Source organism: Pandoraea sp. NPDC087047, from assembly GCF_044745225.1.
Lineage (GTDB): Bacteria > Pseudomonadota > Gammaproteobacteria > Burkholderiales > Burkholderiaceae > Pandoraea.
This window is the reverse complement of the sequence record NZ_JBIUZU010000002.1, coordinates 99,549-120,016: the sequence shown is the minus strand read 5'-3', so window position 1 is coordinate 120,016 and position 20,468 is coordinate 99,549. Positions and strand designations below refer to the sequence as shown.

At 64.3% G+C, this 20,468-nt stretch carries 13 protein-coding genes; 10 read left to right on the top strand and 3 right to left on the bottom strand.

What is annotated here, in order from left to right; all coding sequences use genetic code 11:
* Positions 1 to 28 precede the first annotated feature (28 nt).
* The 4 genes from hrpA (at position 29) to ACIPHM_RS03150 (ending at position 7,631) form a co-directional block, all read left to right on the top strand.
* Complete coding sequence (gene hrpA, locus ACIPHM_RS03165; protein ID WP_400324510.1) at positions 29 to 4,375, top strand: ATP-dependent RNA helicase HrpA; 4,347 nt, start codon at positions 29 to 31, stop codon at positions 4,373 to 4,375.
* A 317-nt stretch (positions 4,376 to 4,692) separates the two neighbouring features.
* On the top strand, positions 4,693 to 5,688 hold the full coding sequence (locus ACIPHM_RS03160; protein WP_400324508.1) for a beta-propeller fold lactonase family protein: 996 nt from the start codon (positions 4,693 to 4,695) through the stop codon (positions 5,686 to 5,688).
* A gap of 75 nt (positions 5,689 to 5,763) precedes the next feature.
* The gene (locus ACIPHM_RS03155) at positions 5,764 to 6,711 is read left to right on the top strand and encodes an EI24 domain-containing protein (protein WP_400324506.1); all 948 of its coding nucleotides are present in this window, start codon (positions 5,764 to 5,766) and stop codon (positions 6,709 to 6,711) included.
* Positions 6,712 to 6,797: 86 nt separating this feature from the next.
* On the top strand, positions 6,798 to 7,631 hold the full coding sequence (locus ACIPHM_RS03150; protein ID WP_400324504.1) for a competence/damage-inducible protein A: 834 nt from the start codon (positions 6,798 to 6,800) through the stop codon (positions 7,629 to 7,631).
* A gap of 98 nt (positions 7,632 to 7,729) precedes the next feature.
* Here the strand turns inward: ACIPHM_RS03150 and ACIPHM_RS03145 are convergent, their stop codons facing one another.
* Entirely contained in the window at positions 7,730 to 8,746 is a 1,017-nt protein-coding gene (locus ACIPHM_RS03145) for a zinc-binding alcohol dehydrogenase family protein (RefSeq protein WP_400324503.1), read from the bottom strand.
* 148 nt (positions 8,747 to 8,894) lie between these two features.
* Here ACIPHM_RS03145 and ACIPHM_RS03140 point away from each other — a divergent pair, with 148 nt between their 5' ends.
* On the top strand, positions 8,895 to 9,824 hold the full coding sequence (locus ACIPHM_RS03140) for a LysR family transcriptional regulator (RefSeq protein WP_400324501.1): 930 nt from the start codon (positions 8,895 to 8,897) through the stop codon (positions 9,822 to 9,824).
* Positions 9,825 to 9,850: 26 nt separating this feature from the next.
* On the opposite strand, the gene ACIPHM_RS03135 is transcribed toward ACIPHM_RS03140, so the two are convergent.
* Positions 9,851 to 10,285 carry a YybH family protein gene (locus tag ACIPHM_RS03135; RefSeq protein ID WP_400324499.1) on the bottom strand — a complete coding sequence of 145 codons (435 nt, stop codon included), beginning with the start codon at positions 10,283 to 10,285 and terminating at the stop codon, positions 9,851 to 9,853.
* 337 nt (positions 10,286 to 10,622) lie between these two features.
* Positions 10,623 to 11,369, bottom strand: coding sequence for a fumarate/nitrate reduction transcriptional regulator Fnr (gene fnr / locus ACIPHM_RS03130; protein WP_400324497.1), 747 nt, complete (start codon positions 11,367 to 11,369; stop codon positions 10,623 to 10,625).
* 341 nt (positions 11,370 to 11,710) lie between these two features.
* On the opposite strand from fnr, the gene scpB reads away from it, so the two are divergent.
* The 5 genes from scpB (at position 11,711) to infB (ending at position 20,430) form a co-directional block, all read left to right on the top strand.
* Positions 11,711 to 13,021 carry an SMC-Scp complex subunit ScpB gene (gene scpB, locus ACIPHM_RS03125; protein WP_400324496.1) on the top strand — a complete coding sequence of 437 codons (1,311 nt, stop codon included), beginning with the start codon at positions 11,711 to 11,713 and terminating at the stop codon, positions 13,019 to 13,021.
* Between the two features lie 151 nt (positions 13,022 to 13,172).
* A complete protein-coding gene (locus ACIPHM_RS03120; protein WP_400324494.1) occupies positions 13,173 to 14,996 on the top strand; it encodes a pseudouridine synthase in 1,824 nt (607 codons plus the stop codon).
* A gap of 471 nt (positions 14,997 to 15,467) precedes the next feature.
* On the top strand, positions 15,468 to 15,926 hold the full coding sequence (gene rimP / locus ACIPHM_RS03115) for a ribosome maturation factor RimP (RefSeq protein ID WP_400324493.1): 459 nt from the start codon (positions 15,468 to 15,470) through the stop codon (positions 15,924 to 15,926).
* Positions 15,923 to 17,398 (top strand): transcription termination factor NusA, encoded by a 1,476-nt coding sequence (gene nusA / locus ACIPHM_RS03110; protein ID WP_400324491.1) that lies wholly within the window; start codon positions 15,923 to 15,925, stop codon positions 17,396 to 17,398. Before rimP ends, nusA begins: the two co-directional genes overlap by 4 nt.
* A gap of 80 nt (positions 17,399 to 17,478) precedes the next feature.
* Positions 17,479 to 20,430 carry a translation initiation factor IF-2 gene (gene infB / locus ACIPHM_RS03105; RefSeq protein WP_400324489.1) on the top strand — a complete coding sequence of 984 codons (2,952 nt, stop codon included), beginning with the start codon at positions 17,479 to 17,481 and terminating at the stop codon, positions 20,428 to 20,430.
* The last annotated feature ends 38 nt before the right edge of the window (positions 20,431 to 20,468 follow it).

Sequence of the window (20,468 nt, the reverse complement as noted above, 5' to 3'; positions counted from 1 at the left end):
CATGGCAAGTGATGAACGAAATCGACAATTGAAGCCCCCGAAGCCGAAAGTGACGGCGCCGGGGCAGACGCACGCCCCAACCACGGGCAGCGCACAAACTCCTAACCCCCAGCATCCGCCCAAGACAGGCAAGCCGCAGCCGCCGCCGCGGCCTTCCCAGCCGCCGAGGCAACCGTCGTCCAGACCCGCGAATGCAGGGAAGGCCGGGAAGCCGGGCAAGCCGAATACGCCAGATGATGCTGGCCGTGCGGGCAACGCGGGCAATGCGGGCAATGCGGGCACACCCGCGCAAGCGGCGGGACAAAACGCCGCACGCGCCGGCGGCCCGAACGACGGTGCTGCACGCCGCTCGTCCCCGGCCGAGCGAGCTGCGCGCGACGCCGAACGCCTCGCCGCCCGCCAGGCCGCGGCCAACCGTGTGCCCGAGATCACCTTCCCCGAAGCGCTGCCGGTGTCCGGCCGTCGCGAAGAAATCGCGCGCGCCATCGCCGGGCATCAGGTCGTGATCGTGAGCGGCGAGACCGGCTCCGGGAAGACCACCCAACTGCCCAAGATCTGTCTGGTGCTCGGGCGCGGTCTCGGCGCCGGTGGCACCGGCCTCATCGGTCACACCCAGCCGCGCCGGATCGCCGCCTCGGCCACCGCACGCCGGATTGCCGACGAACTGAACACCCCGCTGGGCGAAATCGTCGGTTTCAAGGTGCGCTTCAACGACACGCTGTCCAACGGCGCGAGCGTCAAATTGATGACGGACGGCATTCTGCTCGCCGAGACGCAGACCGATCCGTTGTTGCGCGCGTACGACACCCTCATCATCGACGAGGCGCACGAGCGCAGTCTGAACATCGACTTCCTGCTCGGCTACCTCAAGCAACTGCTGCCGCGCCGCCCCGACCTGAAGGTCATCATCACCTCGGCCACCATCGATGCCGATCGCTTCGCCCGCCATTTCGGCACGGGCGAAGGCGACGACCTGCGTCCCGCGCCGGTCATCGAGGTGAGCGGTCGCCTGTATCCCGTGGAAGTGCGCTACCGGCCGATTCAGGACGACGCGCGCATCGCCAACGCAGAAGGCCGTGACGGTCGTGATGGCAGAGAGGGCAGAGAGGGCAGAGAGGGCAGCCGCGCCAGCGCACGCGATCGCGAGCGGGATCTGATGGACGGCATCGTCGATGCCGTCGACGAACTCTGCCGGGAGGGATCGGGCGACGTGCTCGTTTTCCTGCCTGGCGAGCGCGAAATTCGCGAAGCGGCCGAGTCGCTGCGCAAACACCATCCGCCGCACACCGAGATCCTGCCGCTGTTCGCGCGACTGTCCGCCACCGATCAGGAGCGCGTGTTCAAGCCGTCCAACGCGCGTCGCATCGTGCTGGCGACCAACGTCGCGGAAACCTCGCTCACCGTCCCGGGCATTCGCTACGTGGTCGACGCGGGCACCGCGCGCGTCAAACGCTATTCGTACCGCAACAAGGTCGAGCAGTTGCAGATCGAATCGATCTCGCAGGCTGCCGCCAACCAGCGGGCAGGGCGCTGCGGTCGTGTGGCCGACGGCATTTGTATTCGTCTCTATGACGAGACGGACTTTCAGTCGCGCGCGCGCTTCACCGATCCGGAAATCCTTCGGTCGTCGCTCGCGGCCGTCATTCTGCGCATGCAGTCGCTGCGACTCGCGAAGGTCGAGGAATTCCCGTTCATCGAACCGCCGCCCGGCCGGGCGATTGCCGACGGGTATCAGTTGCTGAACGAACTGGGCGCCGTTGACGATGCCAACCAGTTGACGCCGCTCGGGCGCGAACTGGCGCGTCTGCCGCTCGATCCGCGCGTGGGTCGCATGATTCTGGCCGCCCGCGACCAGCAGTCGCTGCGCGAAGTGCTCATCATCGCGGCCGGACTGGCCGTGCAGGACCCGCGCGACCGGCCCATCGAGGCGCAGGACGCCGCCGACAACGCCCACAAGAAATTCGCCGACGAAAAGTCCGAATTTCTCTCGTGGCTCAAGATATGGAAGTGGTTCGACGAGGCCATCGCGCACAAGAAGTCCAACCGTCTGCTGGCACAAGCCTGCCGCGAAAACTTCCTGTCGCAATTGCGTTTGCGCGAATGGCGCGACGTCCATAGCCAATTGCTCACCGTCGTGCGCGAGCAGGGCTGGCGCATCAACGAATCGGAAGCGACCTACGAGCAAGTGCATCTGGCGTTGCTCGCAGGGCTGCTGGGCAACATCGGCTGCAAGGCCGACGACGACCCGCATTTCCTCGGCGCGCACGGCATCAAGTTCCATATCTGGCCGGGTTCGTCGCTCGTGAAGAAGGCCGGGCGCTGGGTGATGGCGGGGGAGCTTGTCGAGACGAGCCGTCTTTACGCGCGGTGCCTCGCGCGAATCGAGCCGGAATGGATCGAGCGCGTGGGCAGGCACCTGGTGAAGACGTCGCTCTCCGACGCGCATTGGGAGAAGAAAGCCGCCCAGGTCATCGCTTATGAACGAGGCACGCTCTACGGGCTGACGATCTACGCGCGCCGACGCATGAATTTCGGCCCGCGCGATCCGCGTCGTGCACGCGAAATCTTCCTGCGCAGCGCACTCGTGGAAGGCGAATGGGAGACGAAGCTTCCGTTTTACGCCCACAACCGCAAGCTGATCGCCGACATCGAACAGCTCGAACACAAGTCGCGCCGTCAGGACGTGCTCGTCGACGACGAACTGATCTACGCGTACTACGACGCCCACGTGCCCGCCGACATGTCCGACGGCGCGAGCTTCGAGCATTGGTATCGCGAGACGTCGAAGGGCACGCCCAAGCTGCTCTATCTCGTGCGCGACGATCTGATGCGTCACGAGGCGGCGGGGGTGACGACCGATCTGTTCCCGAAGAAAACGGCGATTGCGGGCGTTGAGATGGCGCTGACCTACCACTTCGAGCCCGGCTCGCCGCGCGACGGCGTGACGCTCGCGGTGCCGCTCTACGCGCTCAACCAGGTCGACGCCCGTCGCTGCGAATGGCTGGTGCCGGGCATGCTCAAGGAAAAAGCCCATTTGCTGATGAAGTCGCTGCCGCAGAAATTGCGGCGTCACTTCGTGCCGTTGCCGGAGTACGCGGCGGGTTTCCTCGATCGCGCGACGTTCGGGCAGGGCGCATTGCTCGATGCCCTCATGGCCGATGCCCGCGAGCAGACCGGCGTCATGCTCAAATCGAGCGACTTCAAGCTCGAAGTGCTGCCCGCGCATCTGTCGATGAACTTCAAGGTGATCGACGAGCACGGGCGTCAGCTCGGCATGGGACGCAATCTCGCGCAACTGCGCGCCGAACTGGGCCAGCAGGCGCAGCGCACGTTCCAGCAACTCGCCGCGCAGAGCGGTGCGACACCCACGGGGAATGCGCCCGTCGCGCCGTCGCGTGGCACGTCGGGCGGGGCGCCGCACGCCGGGCAGGAGGGCGACAAGGTCGGCGGCAAAGTGGCTGGCAAGGGCAGCGGCAAGGCGGCTGCGCAAGCGGCCCCGTCGGCAGCGGCTGTCGAGCCAGGCCGTTACGACAATCTCACGACGTGGAGCTTCGGCGAATTGCCGGAGATGCTCGAGATTCGTCGTGGCGGCCAGACGTTGTTCGGTTATCCGGCGCTGGTCGACCGCGGCGATCATTGCGACCTGGAAGTGTTCGACGATCCGGACGAAGCGCAACGCCAGCATCGCGCGGGGCTGCGCCGCCTCTTTGCGATCCAGTTGCGCGAGCAGGTGAAGTATCTGGAGAAGAACATCCCCGGCCTGCAACAGATGGCAATGCAGTACATGAGCCTGGGCACGCAGGAGGAATTGCGCGACCAGATCGTCGATCTGGCGCTGGAGCGGGCGTGTTTGCAGTTGCCGTGGCCGAGCGATAACGCGTCGTTCGTCGCGCGTAAGGACGAAGGGCGGGGACGTCTGACGTTGCTCGCGCAGGAGATCGCGCGGCTCGCCGGGCAGATTCTCGCCGAGTACGCAACGTTGCAGAAGAAACTGGCGCAGGCCAAGCCGTTTGCACAGGCGCATGCGGATCTGACGGCCCAGTTGCAACGGCTCATCGGCAAGCGTTTCCTGATCGACACGCCATACGCACAGTTGGCGCATTTCCCGCGCTATCTCAAGGCGATGGCCGGGCGTATCGACAAGCTCAAGGCCGATCCGACGCGCGACGCACGGGCCATGAGCGAACTCGGGCCGTTGCTGCAAAACTGGCAACGCGCGACCTCGCAACGCCGCGATCACGGCGACGCGCGGCTCGACGAGTTTCGCTGGCTGCTCGAAGAGTTGCGCGTCTCGCTCTTCGCGCAGGAGTTGCGCACGCCCATGCCGGTCTCGGTCAAGCGTCTGCACAAGGTTTGGGAGGCGTTGCAACGCTGATGTGGCAGAGGCGTGCCTGAAACGGCACGTCTCGCGCAGCGCACTCGCTGGCTGGCAATGGCGTCCAGGGACACCCCCGGAACGCCAATTTGCATGCAATCGACGGGCGCGTTTGCGCTATGTCATGAAGTGTTGGAATTGTGTTTCGACAGATCAAAAAAGGTACGCTGGACGTGCGTTTGCGGGGCGTTCCCGGCCTACAATAGCGAGTCTTTTCCGAAGCGTCGCATCTGCCCGTTTTTTGCAGAATTTTCCGCACGCTTGGCTACCGTTTTCGTCGTCGTTATCTGCACATTTTTCTCCCGAGAGATTCCGTAATGCGCAAACTTCTGATCGCTGCCAGTCTGGCGGCCTCCTTCGGTCTTGCCGCGCTGGCTGGCCCGGCCCGAGCCGCGGCGCCCGTGCCCGAGAACGTCGTGGTCGTGCTCAACTCGGCCGATGCGAGCGTCAGCCTGATCGACAAGGCTACGCAGAAGGTCATCCAGACGTTCCCGGTCGGCAAAGAACCGCATCACCTCATGGCCACGCCCGACAATCAGTCGCTCATCGTCGCCAACTCGGTGGGCAACAACCTGGTCTTCCTCGATCCGAAGACCGGGCAGATCCAGCGCAAGATCGAGAACATCGAAGATCCGTATCAGATCGGCTTCTCGCCGGACAAGAAATGGTTCGTGGCCAATGCGCTGCGTCTGGATCGTGTGGACGTGTATCGCTTCGACGGCAAGAACCTGAGCGTGGCGCAACGTATTCCGATCAAGAAGATGCCGAGCCACCTGGTCTTCACGCAGGACAGCAAGCTCGTGTTCATCTCGCTGCAGGAGTCGAACGAGGTCGCGGCCATCGATCTGGCCACGCAGAAGGTCATCTGGAAGATGAAGGTGGGCGACAGCCCCGCGGGCGTGTGGCTCACACCCGGCGACAAGTATCTGCTCGTGGGCATGACCGGGGCCGACTACGCAGCGGTGGTCGACTGGCGTAATCAGAAGGTCATCAAGACGATCCCGACGGGCAAGGGCGCTCACAACTTCCGCTCGCTCGCCGACGGCAAGCATGTGCTGATCTCGAACCGCGTGTCGAGCACGATCAGCATCATCGATCAGGATTCGCTCACCAATGTCGGCAACATCACCGGCCTGCTGCCGGGCCCGGACGACATGGAACTCTCGGCCGACAAGAAGACGCTGTGGGTGACGTTCCGCTGGGCGCGCAAGGTCGGCATCATCGATCTTGCGTCGCGCAAGCTCATCAACACCATTCCGGTCGGGCGCTCCCCGCACGGGATCTATTTCTACGACCGCGCGCCGGTGCTGTAACATCAAGGCCTTACTCCAATGGCTTGGCCGGCCGGGTGTCCCGACGACACCCGGCCCGGTTCGTACCGCACCTGCATGAACGATATTCTTCGCGCGCTTGGCCGCGCGCTCGTGAGCCTGCTGCATCCGCGCATGCTGTGGCTCACCGCAATGCCCTTCATCGTCTCCGGTCTTCTCTGGGGCGCCGTGATCTGGTTCGGATGGGAACCGTTCACCGATTTCCTTCGCGTCTGGCTCGAACAGTGGGAATTCACGCAGTGGATTTACCGCTTCTTCGGCTATTTCGGCGTGGACAGCGTGCGCATGGCGCTGGCGCCCTTCATTCTCGTGGCGCTGCTCGTGCCGCTGATCGTGGTCTCGGCGCTGCTGCTCATTGCCGGATGGTCGATGCCGGCGGTGCTGCGTCACCTCTCGCGACGGCATTTCATTCATCTCGAAGCGCGTCAGGGCGGCTCGTTCTGGGGCAGTCTCGGGCAATCGCTCGGCGCGACGTTCGTCTTCCTGATCGCCGCGCTCGTCACGTTGCCGCTGTGGCTCGTGCCGCCGTTCTTCGCGATCGTGCCGCCGCTGCTGTGGGGCTGGCTGACGTACCGCGTGATGAGCTACGACGCGCTCGCCTATCACGCGAGTCCGGAAGAGCGGCGTCGGCTGGTGCGCGAGCGGCGGCTGCCGTTGCTCATCATCGGTGTGGCGACAGGGTTGCTCGGCTCGCTGCCGACGCTGCTGTGGGTCTCGTCCGTCATCATGATCGTGTTGTTCCCGGTCATTGCGCTGCTGGCGATCTGGCTGTACGTGGTGATCTTCGTGTTCTCGGCGCTGTGGTTCGCCCACTATTGCCTGCGGGCGCTCTCGCGCATGCGCGCGGAAGAGGCGCACCGCGAACCGGTGCTCGCCGCGACGGTGCTGCCGGTGGCGAGCGTCCCGTCGTCGGAGAGCGAGGATCTGCCGCCTGCGCTGGCGCCGCCGCAGCCCCCCGGATTGCCCGGTCCTTCGGGCGGAGGCTCGCCCAACGGTTCGCCGTGAAAGTGGCACAATCGTCACACGGCGCGCCGCCAGAGGGCGGCGCTGCGCTTTCCCCCCAAGCACTGACGACAAGACAAGGAAGCATCATGGCGGTCGGCATCATCATCATCGGCGACGAAATCCTCTCGGGACGTCGTCAGGACAAGCATCTGCCCAAGTTCATCGAACTGCTCGCGCAGCGCGGCATGCAACTCGGCTGGGCCGAGTACGTGGGCGACGATCCGCAACGCATCACAGCCACGTTGCGCCGCACGTTTGCCAGCGACGACATCGTTTTCGTGACCGGCGGCATCGGCGCCACGCCGGACGATCACACGCGCCAGTGCGCGGCGGCGGCGCTGAACGTGCCCCTGGTGCTCGCGCCGGAAGCCGAGGCGCTCATCATGGAGCGCATTGCCGATACCAGCCCGGATGGCCGCGCCGACATGACGCAGGCGGACAACCGTCACCGTCTGAAGATGGGCGAGTTTCCGGTCGGCGCGCGAGTGCTGCCCAATCCGTACAACAAGATTCCGGGATTCTCCGTCGATCAGCACCATTTCATGCCGGGCTTTCCCGTGATGGCATGGCCGATGATGGCGTGGGCGCTCGATACCTATTACGCCGGCCTGCATCATCAGACCCGTCACACCGAGCGCTCGGTGCTGGTGTTCGGGCTGGCCGAATCGACGCTGACGCCGCTCATGGAGGCCATCGAAGCCGAATACGACGGTGTGAAGGTTTTCAGCCTGCCGAGTGTGGGCGACGCGGAGCGTGGCGCGATTTATGCGCGCCGTCATATCGATCTCGGCGTGAAGGGCGATCCGGCATTGGTCGGCGCGGCGTTCGAGCGGTTGACGGCGGGGGTCGCCGCGCTGGGCGGCGAGATCATTCATCCCGCTGAGGCGCTCGCGGTGTCGCAGGCGGCGTCGGCGAACTGATTTCCGGCGGCGGTAAATGATGAAACGGCGCTTGCCCTTCAGGGGGCAAGCGCCGTTTGTTTTTGCTGAGTGGTGACGAAGGCGATGTCGCGCGCCGCTCAGAAACCGGCGAGCACGAGCTTGCCGATGGTGCGTCCGCCTTCGAGCTGGGCGTGCGCACGGCGCAGGTTCGCCGCGTTGATCGGGCCGATCACTTCGCCAACGGTCGTGCGCAGCGTGCCGGCATCGACCCGTCGCGCGACCTCGGTCAGCAGCTTATGCTGCGCAATCATGTCCGGTGTCTCGTACATCGCGCGCGTGAACATGAATTCCCAGACGAACGTGGCGCTCTTGCTCTTGAGCAGCCCGATTTCGAGCGGCTTCGCGTTCTCCACGATCGTGCAGATCTTGCCTTGCGGCGCGACCGCTTGTGCCATGGCCGGGAAGTGCTTGTCGGTATCGTTCAGGCACAGCACGAAATCCACCTGCGGCACGTCGATGGCCTGCAATTGCGCGGGGATGTCCTGATAGTGGTCGATCACGTGCTGCGCGCCGAGCTGACGGCACCAGTCGCTCGACGCCGTGCGCGAGGCCGTCGCCACAATCATGAGTCCGGCCAGACGCCGCGCAAGCTGAATCGCGATGGAGCCTACGCCGCCCGCGCCGCCCACGATCAGAATCGATTTGCCTGCGTCGCTGCCGTCGGGGGCGATGCCGAGCCGGTCGAACAGCGCTTCCCACGCGGTGATCGTGGTCAGTGGCAGGGCCGCGGCGCTCGTGAAATCGAGCGATGCGGGCATATGGCCGGCGATCCGTTCGTCTACCAGATGGAATTCGCTGTTCGCGCCGGGGCGCGTGATGCTGCCCGCGTAGTACACCGGGTCGCCGACCTTGAAGAGGGTGACGTCAGCGCCGACGGCGGCAACCGTGCCCGCGGCATCCCAGCCGAGCACGCGCGGTGTGGCTTCGACCTTGTCTTTCGGGGCGCGAACCTTGGTGTCGACCGGGTTCACGGAAATGGCTTCGACCTTGACCAGCACGTCGCGGCCGGTCGGCGTGGGGGTCGGGATATCGATGTCTTCGAGCGACTTCGGGTCGTCGATCGGCAAATAACGGGTCAATCCGACAGCTTTCATCTGCTTTCTCCTGAAGGGGTAACGCACCGCCTGCGCTGTGGCGCTTTGGCGACGCACTTGAATTTGATGCGATGGCGAAAGACTACGGCTAGTCGATTGCTTTGATAATTCGGATAATGTGGAAAAGATTTTTTGGAAAATCCGTTAAATGGCATTGGACCTCGATACCGTAGCGTTGTTCGTTCGTGTGGCGGCGCTGGGAAATGTGTCGGCGGCGGGGCGCGAGCGCGGGCTGTCGCCGGCGACAGCCAGTACGCGTCTCGCGCAACTCGAAGGCGCGCTCGGCGCACGGCTGTTGCACCGAACGACGCGGCGTGTGGCGCTCACGCAGGAAGGTGAGGTGTTTCTGGCGCAGGCGCAGGCGTTGCTCGCGGCAGAGGCTCAGGCGTTGGCGAGCGTCGGGCAGGGGCTGGCGGCGCCGCAAGGGTGTTTGCGGGTGTCGTGCTCGTCTTCGTTCGCGCGTCAGCATATCTCGCCCGCGTTGCCCGACTTCCTCGCACGCTACCCCGGGATTTCGCTGGATTTCCGACTGACGGATCGCGTTGTCGATCTGCTCGAAGAGGGGGGCGATCTTGCCATTCGCGTGGGTGCGTTGCGGGATTCGACACTCGTTGCTCGCAAACTGGCGGCCAGTCGGCGGACGTTGTGCGCGTCTCCGGCTTATCTCGCGGCGAACGGTGCGCCGAAGCATCCTGGCGATCTTGCCAAGCATGACTGCCTGATTTTCGGGGAGCAGCGCGACTGGCGGTTCGTGACGCCGGGTGGCCCGCTCAGTGTGCGCGTAGGCGGGCGTCTGGTGTCGGATAACGGGGAGGTGCTGCGTGATGCCGCGCTGGCGGGCCTCGGCATTGCGCTCAAGTCGACATGGGATATTGCCGCGCACTTGCAGCGTGGCGAACTGGTGCCGGTGTTGCCGGCGTATCCGCTGGCAGAGGAGGTCGCGATCTGGGCCGTCTACCCGAGCCGGGTGTTTGTGCCGCCGAAAACACACGCGTTCATTGAATTCCTGCAAGCGCGTTTCGGTCCGGTGCCGTATTGGGAGGCGCTTTGGCCTGCGCCGGGCGGCACATCGGATTGAGTGGCGAGCGGGCTGAGGGGCTGCCGTCAGTGCAGCCGGTGCGTGCGTGCCAATGGCGAGCCGGTGTCTTCGTGGCCGATGGCCGGGCTGGCGTGATGCAGCACGAGCCGCCAGCCGTCGGCTTGCTTCAGATAGATGTTGGTGGCGAGCACGAAGGCGTAGCGCGCTTCCGGGTGTGTCTCGACCTGAACCTGTTCGAGCACGTTGTGGACGGCGCACAACGGGTTGCGCGCCACTTGCAGGTGGCTCACCGTCACGTGCAGCCCGCCTTTGGCGAGAATTTGCCGCCAACTGGCCCGAATGGCCGCCGGGCCGACGTGCCGCGGCCCCGACGGGTGAATGCAGACGACTTCCTCGTCTTCCGACCAGACATCCATCAACGTATCCGGGTCACCGGCGCGCAGCGCTTCGTAGAAAGCGTGCTCGGCGTCTTCCGGGCTAAGAAAAATGGCAGCGGGCATAACGGCGGCCTCCGTCGGGGTGAAACGCCGGGCGGCAGGGGGCCGGGCGGCGAACGCGCCGATTATGGAGGGTTTGCCCGGGCTTGTCGAACACCGGCGGCCCGGCGGCCCGGCGGCGTCGCGCGACTCTTGATCTGGCGCAAGGCGTCGGCCGGGCGAGGCCGGTAGCTTAGCGGTAACGGGGAAGTGCGGCTTCGAGACGGCTGGCGCGGGAGGTTCCGGTCGGCCGGATCGGCTAAGAACGCCGACGAAAGCAGGAATAACGGGGAAGCGGGGAAGTGAGAGCCAGCAAGGGGGCGCATGAGCGGGGGCGCTCTAGCGCCCCCGGAAGCTGGGCTCAGCAGTGATGAACGCCCGCGAGCTCGCGCAGGGCCACGCCGTCGATGATCTTGACGTGGCGTTGACGGATTTCGATCATGCCGTTCTGCGCGAAGCGCGAGAACAGGCGGCTGACCGTCTCCAGCTTGATCCCCAGGAAGCTGCCGATTTCCTCGCGGCTCATGCGCAACACGAATTCGTTGGCGGCGTAGCCACGGGCGGCAAGACGCTCGGAGAGATTCAGCAGGAAGACAGCCAGGCGCTCCTCGGCGCGCATGGTGCCAAGGGCGAGCAGTTGCTGGTGCTCGTTGCGAATTTCCTGACTCATCAGGCGGTGCAACTGACGTTGCAGCGACGGCACCTGACGCGAGAGCGTCTCCAATTCGCCGAAGCGTGCGATGCACAGTTCGCTGTCTTCGAGCGCCACGGCGGTGCTCGGGTGAAGGCTGTCGGCCACGGCGTCCAGGCCGATGAGTTCGCCTTGAAGGTGGAAGCCGACGACCTGCTCGCGGCCGTCCGGGGCCGTGACGCAGCTTTTGAGCGAACCGAAGCGAATGCCGTAGACGGCGCCCAGATCATCGTTGGCGCGATAGAGCACTTCGCCCTTTTTGAGGCGACGGCGCTCGCTCACGAGTGCGTCAAGTCGTTCCAGCTCCGGCTCAGGGATGCCGACGGGCAGGCAGAACTGCCCCAGCGAGCAGGTGGAACAACGAGGCTGGGCAACGGGAATGGGGTTGCCGGGAATGCGACCGATCTCGGTGGTCATGAAGGCCCCTGAAGTTATTTTGAGAGTTTACCATGAGGCGTCGACCCATCGTTTTGGCGGGCGATACGACGCGCTGTTTCGCGGCGAGTTTCGACGACGCTTTACGGGCGTCGGTGTTTCAGTAATAATTGCGCACATACCGGACGTCCGTCTCGCCGCACTATCGGCCTGGGCGTTTTCCCGGCAGGTCGTTTCGAAGCATTCAGGTCGCGCCGCCGTCACTACGACCGAACACAAAAGGGCGCGCGCTTATGCGAAGCGGTTACGACCGTTTCTCGTGTTCCAAGCATCCATTTATTCCTGATACCGGGTCGCCAAGCCCCCGGTCCGCTTAGTCGCACATGAATACCCAAGAGGCGAAACTCGTCCTCGAGACCGCGTTGATTTGCGCGCAGGAGCCGCTCAAGGTCGGCGATCTGCGCAAGCTCTTCAATGACGCCGTGTCTGGTGACACGGTGCGTGCGCTGCTCGAGGAAATCCGCGTGCAATGGGATGGCCGAGGTGTGGAATTGGTGGCATTGGCCACCGGCTGGCGTTTCCAGAGCCGTCCGCGCATGCGTGAATACCTTGATCGCCTCAATCCGGAGAAGCCGCCGAAGTACTCGCGCGCCGTGATGGAGACGCTGGCGATCATTGCATACCGTCAACCGGTCACGCGTGGCGATATCGAAGAGATTCGCGGCGTGACGGTGAACACACAGATCATCAAACAGCTCGAAGATCGTGGCTGGATTGAGGTGATTGGTCATCGTGACGTGCCGGGACGCCCCGGTCTGTACGCCACGACCAAGGACTTCCTCGACGATCTCGGCCTGCGTGCGCTCGATGCGCTGCCGCCGCTCGAAGATCCGGCCGCACAGGCGCAGATCGATTTGCTTGCGCAGCAGAATATCGAATTCGGCGAGCGTGCCGAGGGCGAAGAAGCCGAAGAGGCTGCATCGGACGATGCACCGGTCGCGGATGCCGAAGCGCTAGCGCGTCTGGCGCAGGTGCGGGCTGACGATCTTCCGCTCGCGCAAGGCGTGCCGCAGGCGCAGCGTGAGCAGGCAGCTGCCGACGAGGCGCTGCTGGAAGATACCCTGCTGGAGGCTGTCATGGCCGAAGGCGAAGGGCAGGCGCAGGCATTGCCGGAGGTCGGCGCAGAGGCCATGACCGAAGTTGCGGCGGCTCCGTCTGCCGAAATTACCTCGGACGTCGCGGAACTCGCGGCCGCTGAGCACGTCAGTGAGCAAGACGTTGCGTCGCACGGCGAAGCGTCTGAAGCCTCTGACAAGGCTGGCGACGATAAGCGGGAGAACGGAGAGAACGCGCAAGACAACGCGCGACACGACGCGTCGCTCGATGCCGAAGCGCCGAGCGATGGCATTGCGAGCGGCGTCGCGCAAGACGGCGACGCGCAGCACAAGGAATTTTCCGAAGTGTCGGAGTCTGCGGTATCGACCGGCGAGGGTTTGCCGCAAGATGCGCAGGACATCGGGACCGAAGAAGGCGCGACGCAGGCGGCAGATCCCGCAGCGTCGTTAGCGCAGGAGGTTTCCCCGCACGCTGTCGACTCGGCAGCGAACGAAGCCGCCGCCGGGCAGCCCATGCCCGGTGTGATGGATGACGACGAGAACGACGGGGACGACAAGAATCTCGTCACGGGTACCTGAGGCGTCGGCGCATAGCGTCGCGCGCAGCAGCAGGGCCGTTAGCGATAAGAACGAAGTCGCGGCGCATTTGCCGCGCATTCATGGTGCGAACACGGATCAGGGCAGCGACTTACGCCTGCCCGTCATGATCCCGTTTTCCAATGAGGTTGTGTTGAAACAAAACGAAGAATCCCAGGACCTGCACGCACGCGATGCCGGCGCCGAAGCACGTACGCCGGAAGCCGAGGGCGGCGATGAAAAGGCGTCGCGCCGCGGTTTGCGCCGTGGTCCGCGCAGTCTGATCGCCCGCCGTCGTGCGGCTCAGCAAGCCAAGCGCGAAGGCGATGACAACGGCGAGCTTGCCGGGTCGGACGCCGCGCCGGGCACCCAGTCCACCGATGCTCCGCAAGCGCAGGCAGCGGCCGAAGGTGCGCCGTCGGCCGCCCAGGGGCGTGCGCGCACCAATACGCGCAAACCGCGTAGCGGCAAGCGCGACGCTGCATCGCAGACGTCGCAAGCCACGCAGGGCGGCGGCGGTGCCAATGGCACCTCGCAAGGCGGCCGTGGGCAACGCGCAGCGCAAGGCGGCGGTGCCGGTGCTGGTGCTGGTGGTCAAGGCGGCGCAGCAGGGAAAGCGCAGGGCCGGGGCCGCAAGGGGCCTGCCGCTGGCAAGGGGAATGCAAACCATCCGGGCGACGACAGCGATCTGTTCGCGTTCGTGACGTCGGGCGGCTTCGACGGTGAAGAGTCCGAGGGCGACAAGGCCGCTGCGAAGCGTGGCCGCCGCCCGGCCGACCGCCGTGTGCTGTCGCCGGACGACGAAGCGCCGAAGCTGCACAAGGTGCTGGCCGAAGCCGGCATGGGATCGCGTCGCGAGATGGAAGAGCTGATTCTTGCCGGTCGCGTGTCGGTCAACGCCGAGCCCGCGCACATCGGTCAGCGCATTCTGCCGACCGATCAGGTCCGCATCAACGGCAAGCTCGTCAAGCGTCGCATCACGAGCAAGCCGCCGCGAGTCCTGCTGTATCACAAGCCGGCGGGCGAAATCGTCAGCCATGCCGATCCGGAAGGCCGCGCTTCGGTGTTCGATCGTCTGCCGCCGATGAAGACGGCCAAGTGGCTCGCCGTCGGGCGTCTGGACTTCAACACCGAAGGTCTGCTGATTCTCACGACCTCCGGCGATCTGGCGAACCGATTCATGCATCCGCGTTATGGCATCGAGCGTGAATACGCCGTGCGCACCGTGGGGCAACTGAGCGAATCGTCGCGCCAGCAACTGCTGCGCGGCATCGAACTCGATGACGGCCAAGCCAACTTCCTGCGTTTGCAGGACGGCGGCGGCGAGGGCTCGAATCACTGGTATCACGTGGCCCTGACCGAAGGCCGTAACCGCGAAGTGCGTCGTATGTTCGACGCGGCGGGGCTGATGGTGAGCCGTCTGATCCGTACCCGTTACGGCCCGTTGACGCTGCCGCGCGGTCTCAAGCGCGGCCGTTACGAAGAGCTGGATGACGCGCAAGTGCGTTCGCTGTTCGCGACGGTCGGCATGAAGATGCCGGGCGCGACGTCGGACGAAAAGGGCGCCAAGGGTGGTGCTCGCGGCGCCAAGGCCGGTGGGCCGAAGGAGCCGCGCCGCCAGCCGGATCCGATGCAGACGGCGCTCGGCGTGTTCGCTCGCGAACCGGGCCAGTCGCGCCGTCCGCGCGCCAACCCGCTCACGGCGTTTGTCGGCCCGAGCGGCGGTTATCCGGGGCAGACGTCTTCGCCGCGTGGCGAGGGTCGTCGTTTCGGTGGCGGAAACGCTTCGGGGGGCGGCGGCTTCGGTGGTCAGTCGCGTGGCGGTAATGGGGGGAATGGCGGCGGCAATGGCGGTAACGGTGGTGGCAACGCCAACGGTAATCGCAGCCGTGGCGGCAACCGGACGGGCGGTGGTAGCGGCGGCGGTGGTGGTAATCACGGCAACCGTGGCAGCCGAGGCGGCAACCGGTCGCGCTGAGTTGAGCTTGCATTGATTTGGCGGGAACGTCCCCGATGGGGACGGCTGAGACGAGGGGGGAAGGTGTTTTGCTCCCCCGTCGGACGAAGGAATGGCGGCATGTGATTGCCGCATTCATTTTGCATTGCGGCAATGTGACACTCGTGCCTCTCAGGCAGGCTTTTCGGGCGTCAAGCGTTGCAAATCGGCCCAAAACCATATAAAATCAATGAATAAGCTGGTTTGCGTGTCGCGCGTTCTGCTGCGGCGCGCACCTCATGCGCAATGAGGCTGTAAGAAATGGGCGTTTCGCCCATTTTTTTTTGCCGCGAGCGTTTTGCGCGGTCGATACCGCCGCGTCGGGGAGTGGGTGTGTCAACTCAGGCACGCCGGCCTGGACGGTCGAGGCAGGGATCGTGCGACGTCCCATGCGGGGCGCGCAGACATGTCGGGCGCTGCTGATGCGCGCGAGTTTTTCTAGGGTGAGCAAAGTTGCAATTGCCAGAACTGATCGAGACCACGGTCGAAGGCCTGGGCTACGAACTGGTCGATCTTGAGCGCGCGGGCGGTGGACTGCTGCGCGTGTACATCGACAAGCCGGAAGGCATCGCGATCGATGACTGCGAGACGGTAAGCCGTCAGCTCTCGCACGTCCTGATGGTCGAGAACGTCAATTACGACCGACTTGAAGTGTCGTCGCCGGGGCTGGATCGTCCGCTGCGAAAGCTGCGTGACTTCGAGCGTTTTGCCGGCGTCGAAGTGAGTCTCACATTGCGTGTGCCGCTTGAAGGCCGCAAGCAGTTCCGCGGTGTTCTGCAGGCGCCGCAAGGCGAAAACTTGAGCCTTGAGTTCGAAGGCAAGGGCGGCCCGGCGCTGCTCGAATTCACCCTCGCGGATATTGACCGTGCGCGCCTTGTGCCGCAGATTGATTTTAGGAGTCGCAAACGATGAGTCGCGAAGTATTGCTGTTGGTCGATGCGCTCGCGCGCGAAAAGAACGTCGACAAGGATGTCGTGTTCGGCGCGCTTGAAGCGGCATTGGCTTCGGCCACGAAGAAGCTCTACACCGAAGACGCCGACATTCGCGTGCACATCGACCGTGAGTCGGGCGAGCACGAGAGCTTCCGTCGTTGGCTGGTAGTGCCGGATGAAGCAGGTCTGCAAGAGCCGGACAGGCAGATCCTGTCGTTCGAAGCCAAGGAAGGCGACCCGTCCCTCGAAGTCGGCAATTTCGTCGAAGAAGTGGTGGAGTCGGTCGAATTCGGCCGTATTGGCGCGCAAGCGGCCAAGCAAGTGATTCTGCAGCGCATTCGCGATGCCGAGCGCGAGCAGATCCTGTCGGATTTCCTCGAGCGCGGCGAAAAGATCATGACCGGCACGGTCAAGCGTCTCGACAAGGGCAACCTGATCGTCGAAGCGGGCCGTGTCGAAGCGTTGCTGCGTCGCGATCAACTCATCCCGAAGGAAAACCTGCGTATCGGTGACCGCGTTCGCGCGTACATCGTGAAGGTGGACCGTACGGCGCGCGGCCCGCAAATCGAACTCTCGCGCACGGCGCCGGAATTCCTGATCGAACTGTTCGGCATGGAAGTGCCGGAAATCGAACAGCGTCTGCTGGAAATCAAGTCGGCTGCCCGTGACCCGGGCGTGCGCGCCAAGATCGCCGTGGTGTCATACGACCAGCGTATCGACCCGATCGGCACTTGCGTGGGCATTCGCGGCACGCGCGTGCAGGCGGTGCGTAACGAGCTTGGTGGCGAGAACGTCGATATCGTGCCGTGGTCCGAAGACCCTGCGCAATTCATGATCGGCGCGCTGGCCCCGGCGGCGGTGCAGTCGATCGTCGTGGACGAAGAGAAGCACAGCATGGATGTCGTCGTCGACGAGAACGAACTGGCAGTGGCGATCGGTCGCAGCGGTCAGAACGTGCGACTCGCGTCGGAGTTGACCGGCTGGCAGATCAACATCATGACGCCGGACGAATCGGCCGAGAAGCAGAACGAAGAGCGTGGCGTGTTGCGCACGTTGTTCATGCAGCGTATCGATGTGGATGAGGAAGTGGCGGACATCCTGATCGAGGAAGGTTTCTCGAGCCTGGAAGAGATCGCCTACGTGCCGTTGAACGAAATGCTTGAAATCGAAGCATTCGACGAAGACACGGTGCACGAGCTGCGCAATCGTTCACGCGATGCACTGCTGACGCAGGCGATTGCCACCGAGGAGAAGGTCGAGGGTGTTGCGCTCGATCTCAAGAGCCTCGAAGGCATGACGCCCGAGTTGCTGGCCAAGCTGGCCGAGCATGAAATTCAGACGCGTGATGATCTGGCCGAGCTGGCCGGCGACGAACTGGCCGAGATGACCGGCGTCGACGAGGAAGCTGCAAAGGCCCTGATCATGAAAGCGCGAGAGCACTGGTTCCAATGATGACCTGCCACGGCATGCATATGGAACAGTGAACTTTGAAGTTAACCGCAAGGCGTCTGGCCTTGCTTGAAGAGGTTTGAATGGCGAGCATCAACGTAGCCCAATTTGCTGAAGAACTGAAAATGCCGGCCGGCGTGTTGCTGGAGCAACTCAAAGCCGCCGGCGTGGACAAACTCAGCGCCGACGATTCGGTGACGGAAGCCGACAAGGCCCGTCTGCTGGAGCACCTGCGCCGATCGCACGGCGCTGGCGACGGCGACAAAAAGAAGATTACTCTGACGCGTCGCCAGACCTCGGAAATCAAGCAGGCCGACGCGACCGGTAAGGCGCGTACGATCCAGGTCGAAGTGCGCAAGAAGCGCACCTTCGTCAAGCGTGACGACGTTGCGGAAGGCGCGGACAACGCGGCTGCCGCGGCCGAAGACGAAGCCCTGCGACTGCGTGAAGAAGACGCACGCCGAGAGGCGGAGCGTCTGGCGGCGGAAGCTGCCGAGCTCAAGCGTCGCCAGGAGCAACTGGAGCGTGAAGAAGCCGAGCGTCGCGAGCGCGAAGAGAAGGAAGCTGCCGAGCGCCGTGCGCGCGAGGAAGCAGAGCGCGCAGCGGCTGCCAAGGCGGCTGAAGAGCAGAAGGCGAAGGCCGAAGCCAAGGCGGATGCCGAAGCCGAAAAGGTCGCTGAGGTTGACGCCGAGAAGACCGCTATGGCCAACGCCGAGAAGGCAGCACAAGCCGACAAGGCAGCGGCAGCCAAGGCTGACGCCGAGCGCGAGCAGGCCCGCAAGGCCAGCGAAGAAGCGCGTGTGGCCGCCGAGAAGGCAAGCGCAGCGGCTGACAAGGCGCGCGCCGAAGAGGAAGCCATTCGCAAGCGTCGTGCTGCGGCGGAAGCCGAAGCACGCGCTATTCGCGAAATGATGAACGCGCCGCGTCGCGTGCTGAAGGCACCGGAGCCGGCGCCTGCTGCGGCCGCTCCCGCGAAGCCGGAAGCTGCGAAGGGTACGTTGCACAAGCCGGCCAAGCCGGAAGGGGCTGCGGCCAAGCCGGCAGACAAGAAGCCCGCAGCCGCTGCGGCGACTACGGCTGGCGCCGCCGACAAGAAGGACAAGAAGCCGGGCGGTTGGCAGAAGGATGCGGACAACCGCAACAAGCGCGGTGGCATGAAGACGCGCGGCGACACGAGCGGCGGTTCGGATGGCTGGCGTGGCGGTGGCCGTGGCGGCCGCCGTGGCGATCGTCATTCGCAGGACGACCGTCAGGCATTCCAGGCGCCGACCGAGCCGGTCGTGCGTGACGTGCACGTACCGGAAACCATCAGCGTTGCCGATCTCGCGCACAAGATGTCGGTCAAGGCCGCGGAAGTCATCAAACTGATGATGAAGATGGGCCAGATGGTGACCATCAACCAGGTGCTGGATCAGGAAACGGCGATGATCGTGGTGGAGGAACTCGGCCACCGTGCGATCGCTGCAAAGCTGGACGATCCGGAAACCCTGCTGGACCTGGGCAATGAAGTTTCGGTTGCCGAAGCGCTGCCGCGTCCGCCGGTGGTGACCGTGATGGGTCACGTCGACCACGGCAAGACCTCGCTGCTGGACTACATCCGTCGCGCCAAGGTGGCGTCGGGCGAAGCCGGTGGCATTACGCAGCACATCGGTGCTTATCACGTTGAAACGCCGCGCGGCACGGTGACGTTCCTCGACACCCCGGGTCACGAGGCCTTTACGGCCATGCGTGCTCGCGGTGCACAGGCAACGGACATCGTGATTCTGGTGGTCGCGGCGGACGACGGTGTGATGCCGCAGACGAAGGAAGCGATTGCCCACGCGAAGTCGGCCGGTGTGCCGATCGTGGTGGCGATCAACAAGATCGACAAGCCGGAAGCCAACCCGGACCGCGTGAAGCAGGAACTCGTGGCCGAAGGGGTGGTGCCGGAAGAATACGGTGGCGAATCGCCGTTCGTGCCGGTGTCGGCCAAGACGGGTACGGGTATCGACGATCTGCTCGAGAACGTGCTGCTGCAAGCCGAAGTGCTGGAACTGAAGGCACCGGTAGAGGCCCCGGCCAAGGGCATCGTGATCGAAGCGAAGCTGGACAAGGGTAAGGGTCCGGTCGCGACGATTCTGGTGCAGTCGGGCACGCTCAAACGTGGCGACATGGTGCTGGCAGGTCAGGCATACGGCCGTGTTCGCGCCATGCTGGATGAAACCGGCAAGAGCGCGAAAGAAGCGGGTCCGTCGATCCCGGTGGAAATCCAGGGTCTGTCGGAAGTGCCGGGCGCCGGTGAAGAAGTGCTGGTGGTTCAGGACGAACGCAAGGCGCGTGAAATCGCGTTGTTCCGTCAGGGCAAGTTCCGCGACGTGAAGCTGGCCAAGCAGCAAGCCGCGAAGCTCGAGAACATGTTCGAGCAGATGGCCGAAGGCGAAGTCAAGACGCTGCCCCTCATCATCAAGGCAGACGTTCAGGGTTCGCAGGAAGCACTGGCCCAGTCGCTCAACAAGCTCTCGACGCCGGAAGTGCGTGTGCAGATCGTGCACGCTGCGGTCGGTGGCATCAGCGAAAGCGACGTCAACCTGGCCACGGCTTCGAAGGCGGTCATCATCGGCTTCAACACGCGTGCCGATGCCTTGGCCCGCAAGCTGGCCGAGTCGAACGGTATCGACATTCGTTACTACAACATCATCTACGACGCAGTGGATGAGGTGAAGGCAGCGATGTCGGGCATGCTGTCGCCGGAGAAGAAGGAAGTGATCACGGGTCTCGTCGACGTGCGCCAGACGTTCAGCGTGCCGAAGATCGGGAAGGTCGCCGGCTGTATGGTGCTCGACGGCTTCGTCAAGCGTTCGTCGCACGTGCGCGTGTTGCGCAACAACGTGGTCATCTTCACGGGCGAGCTGGATTCGCTCAAGCGCTTCAAGGATGACGTCAAGGAAGTCAAGTCAGGCTTCGAGTGTGGTCTGTCGGTGAAGAACTTCAACGACATCACGGAAGGCGACCAACTGGAAGCGTTCGAAATCACGGAAGTTGCGCGCTCGCTGTAACGCGATTTGCACAACGGCAGTGGAATGGCCCACCAGGC

Bases quoted from the DNA above. Each gene is read 5' to 3' on its own strand.
- ACIPHM_RS03160 (WP_400324508.1), top strand. From the start codon at position 4,693: ATGCGCAAACTTCTGATCGCTGCCAGTCTGGCGGCCTCCTTCGGTCTT.
- ACIPHM_RS03155 (WP_400324506.1), top strand. From the start codon at position 5,764: ATGAACGATATTCTTCGCGCGCTTGGCCGCGCGCTCGTGAGCCTGCTG.
- ACIPHM_RS03150 (WP_400324504.1), top strand. From the start codon at position 6,798: ATGGCGGTCGGCATCATCATCATCGGCGACGAAATCCTCTCGGGACGT.
- ACIPHM_RS03145 (WP_400324503.1), bottom strand. From the start codon at position 8,746: ATGAAAGCTGTCGGATTGACCCGTTATTTGCCGATCGACGACCCGAAG.
- ACIPHM_RS03140 (WP_400324501.1), top strand. From the start codon at position 8,895: ATGGCATTGGACCTCGATACCGTAGCGTTGTTCGTTCGTGTGGCGGCG.
- ACIPHM_RS03135 (WP_400324499.1), bottom strand. From the start codon at position 10,285: ATGCCCGCTGCCATTTTTCTTAGCCCGGAAGACGCCGAGCACGCTTTC.
- fnr (WP_400324497.1), bottom strand. From the start codon at position 11,369: ATGACCACCGAGATCGGTCGCATTCCCGGCAACCCCATTCCCGTTGCC.
- scpB (WP_400324496.1), top strand. From the start codon at position 11,711: ATGAATACCCAAGAGGCGAAACTCGTCCTCGAGACCGCGTTGATTTGC.
- nusA (WP_400324491.1), top strand. From the start codon at position 15,923: ATGAGTCGCGAAGTATTGCTGTTGGTCGATGCGCTCGCGCGCGAAAAG.
- infB (WP_400324489.1), top strand. From the start codon at position 17,479: ATGGCGAGCATCAACGTAGCCCAATTTGCTGAAGAACTGAAAATGCCG.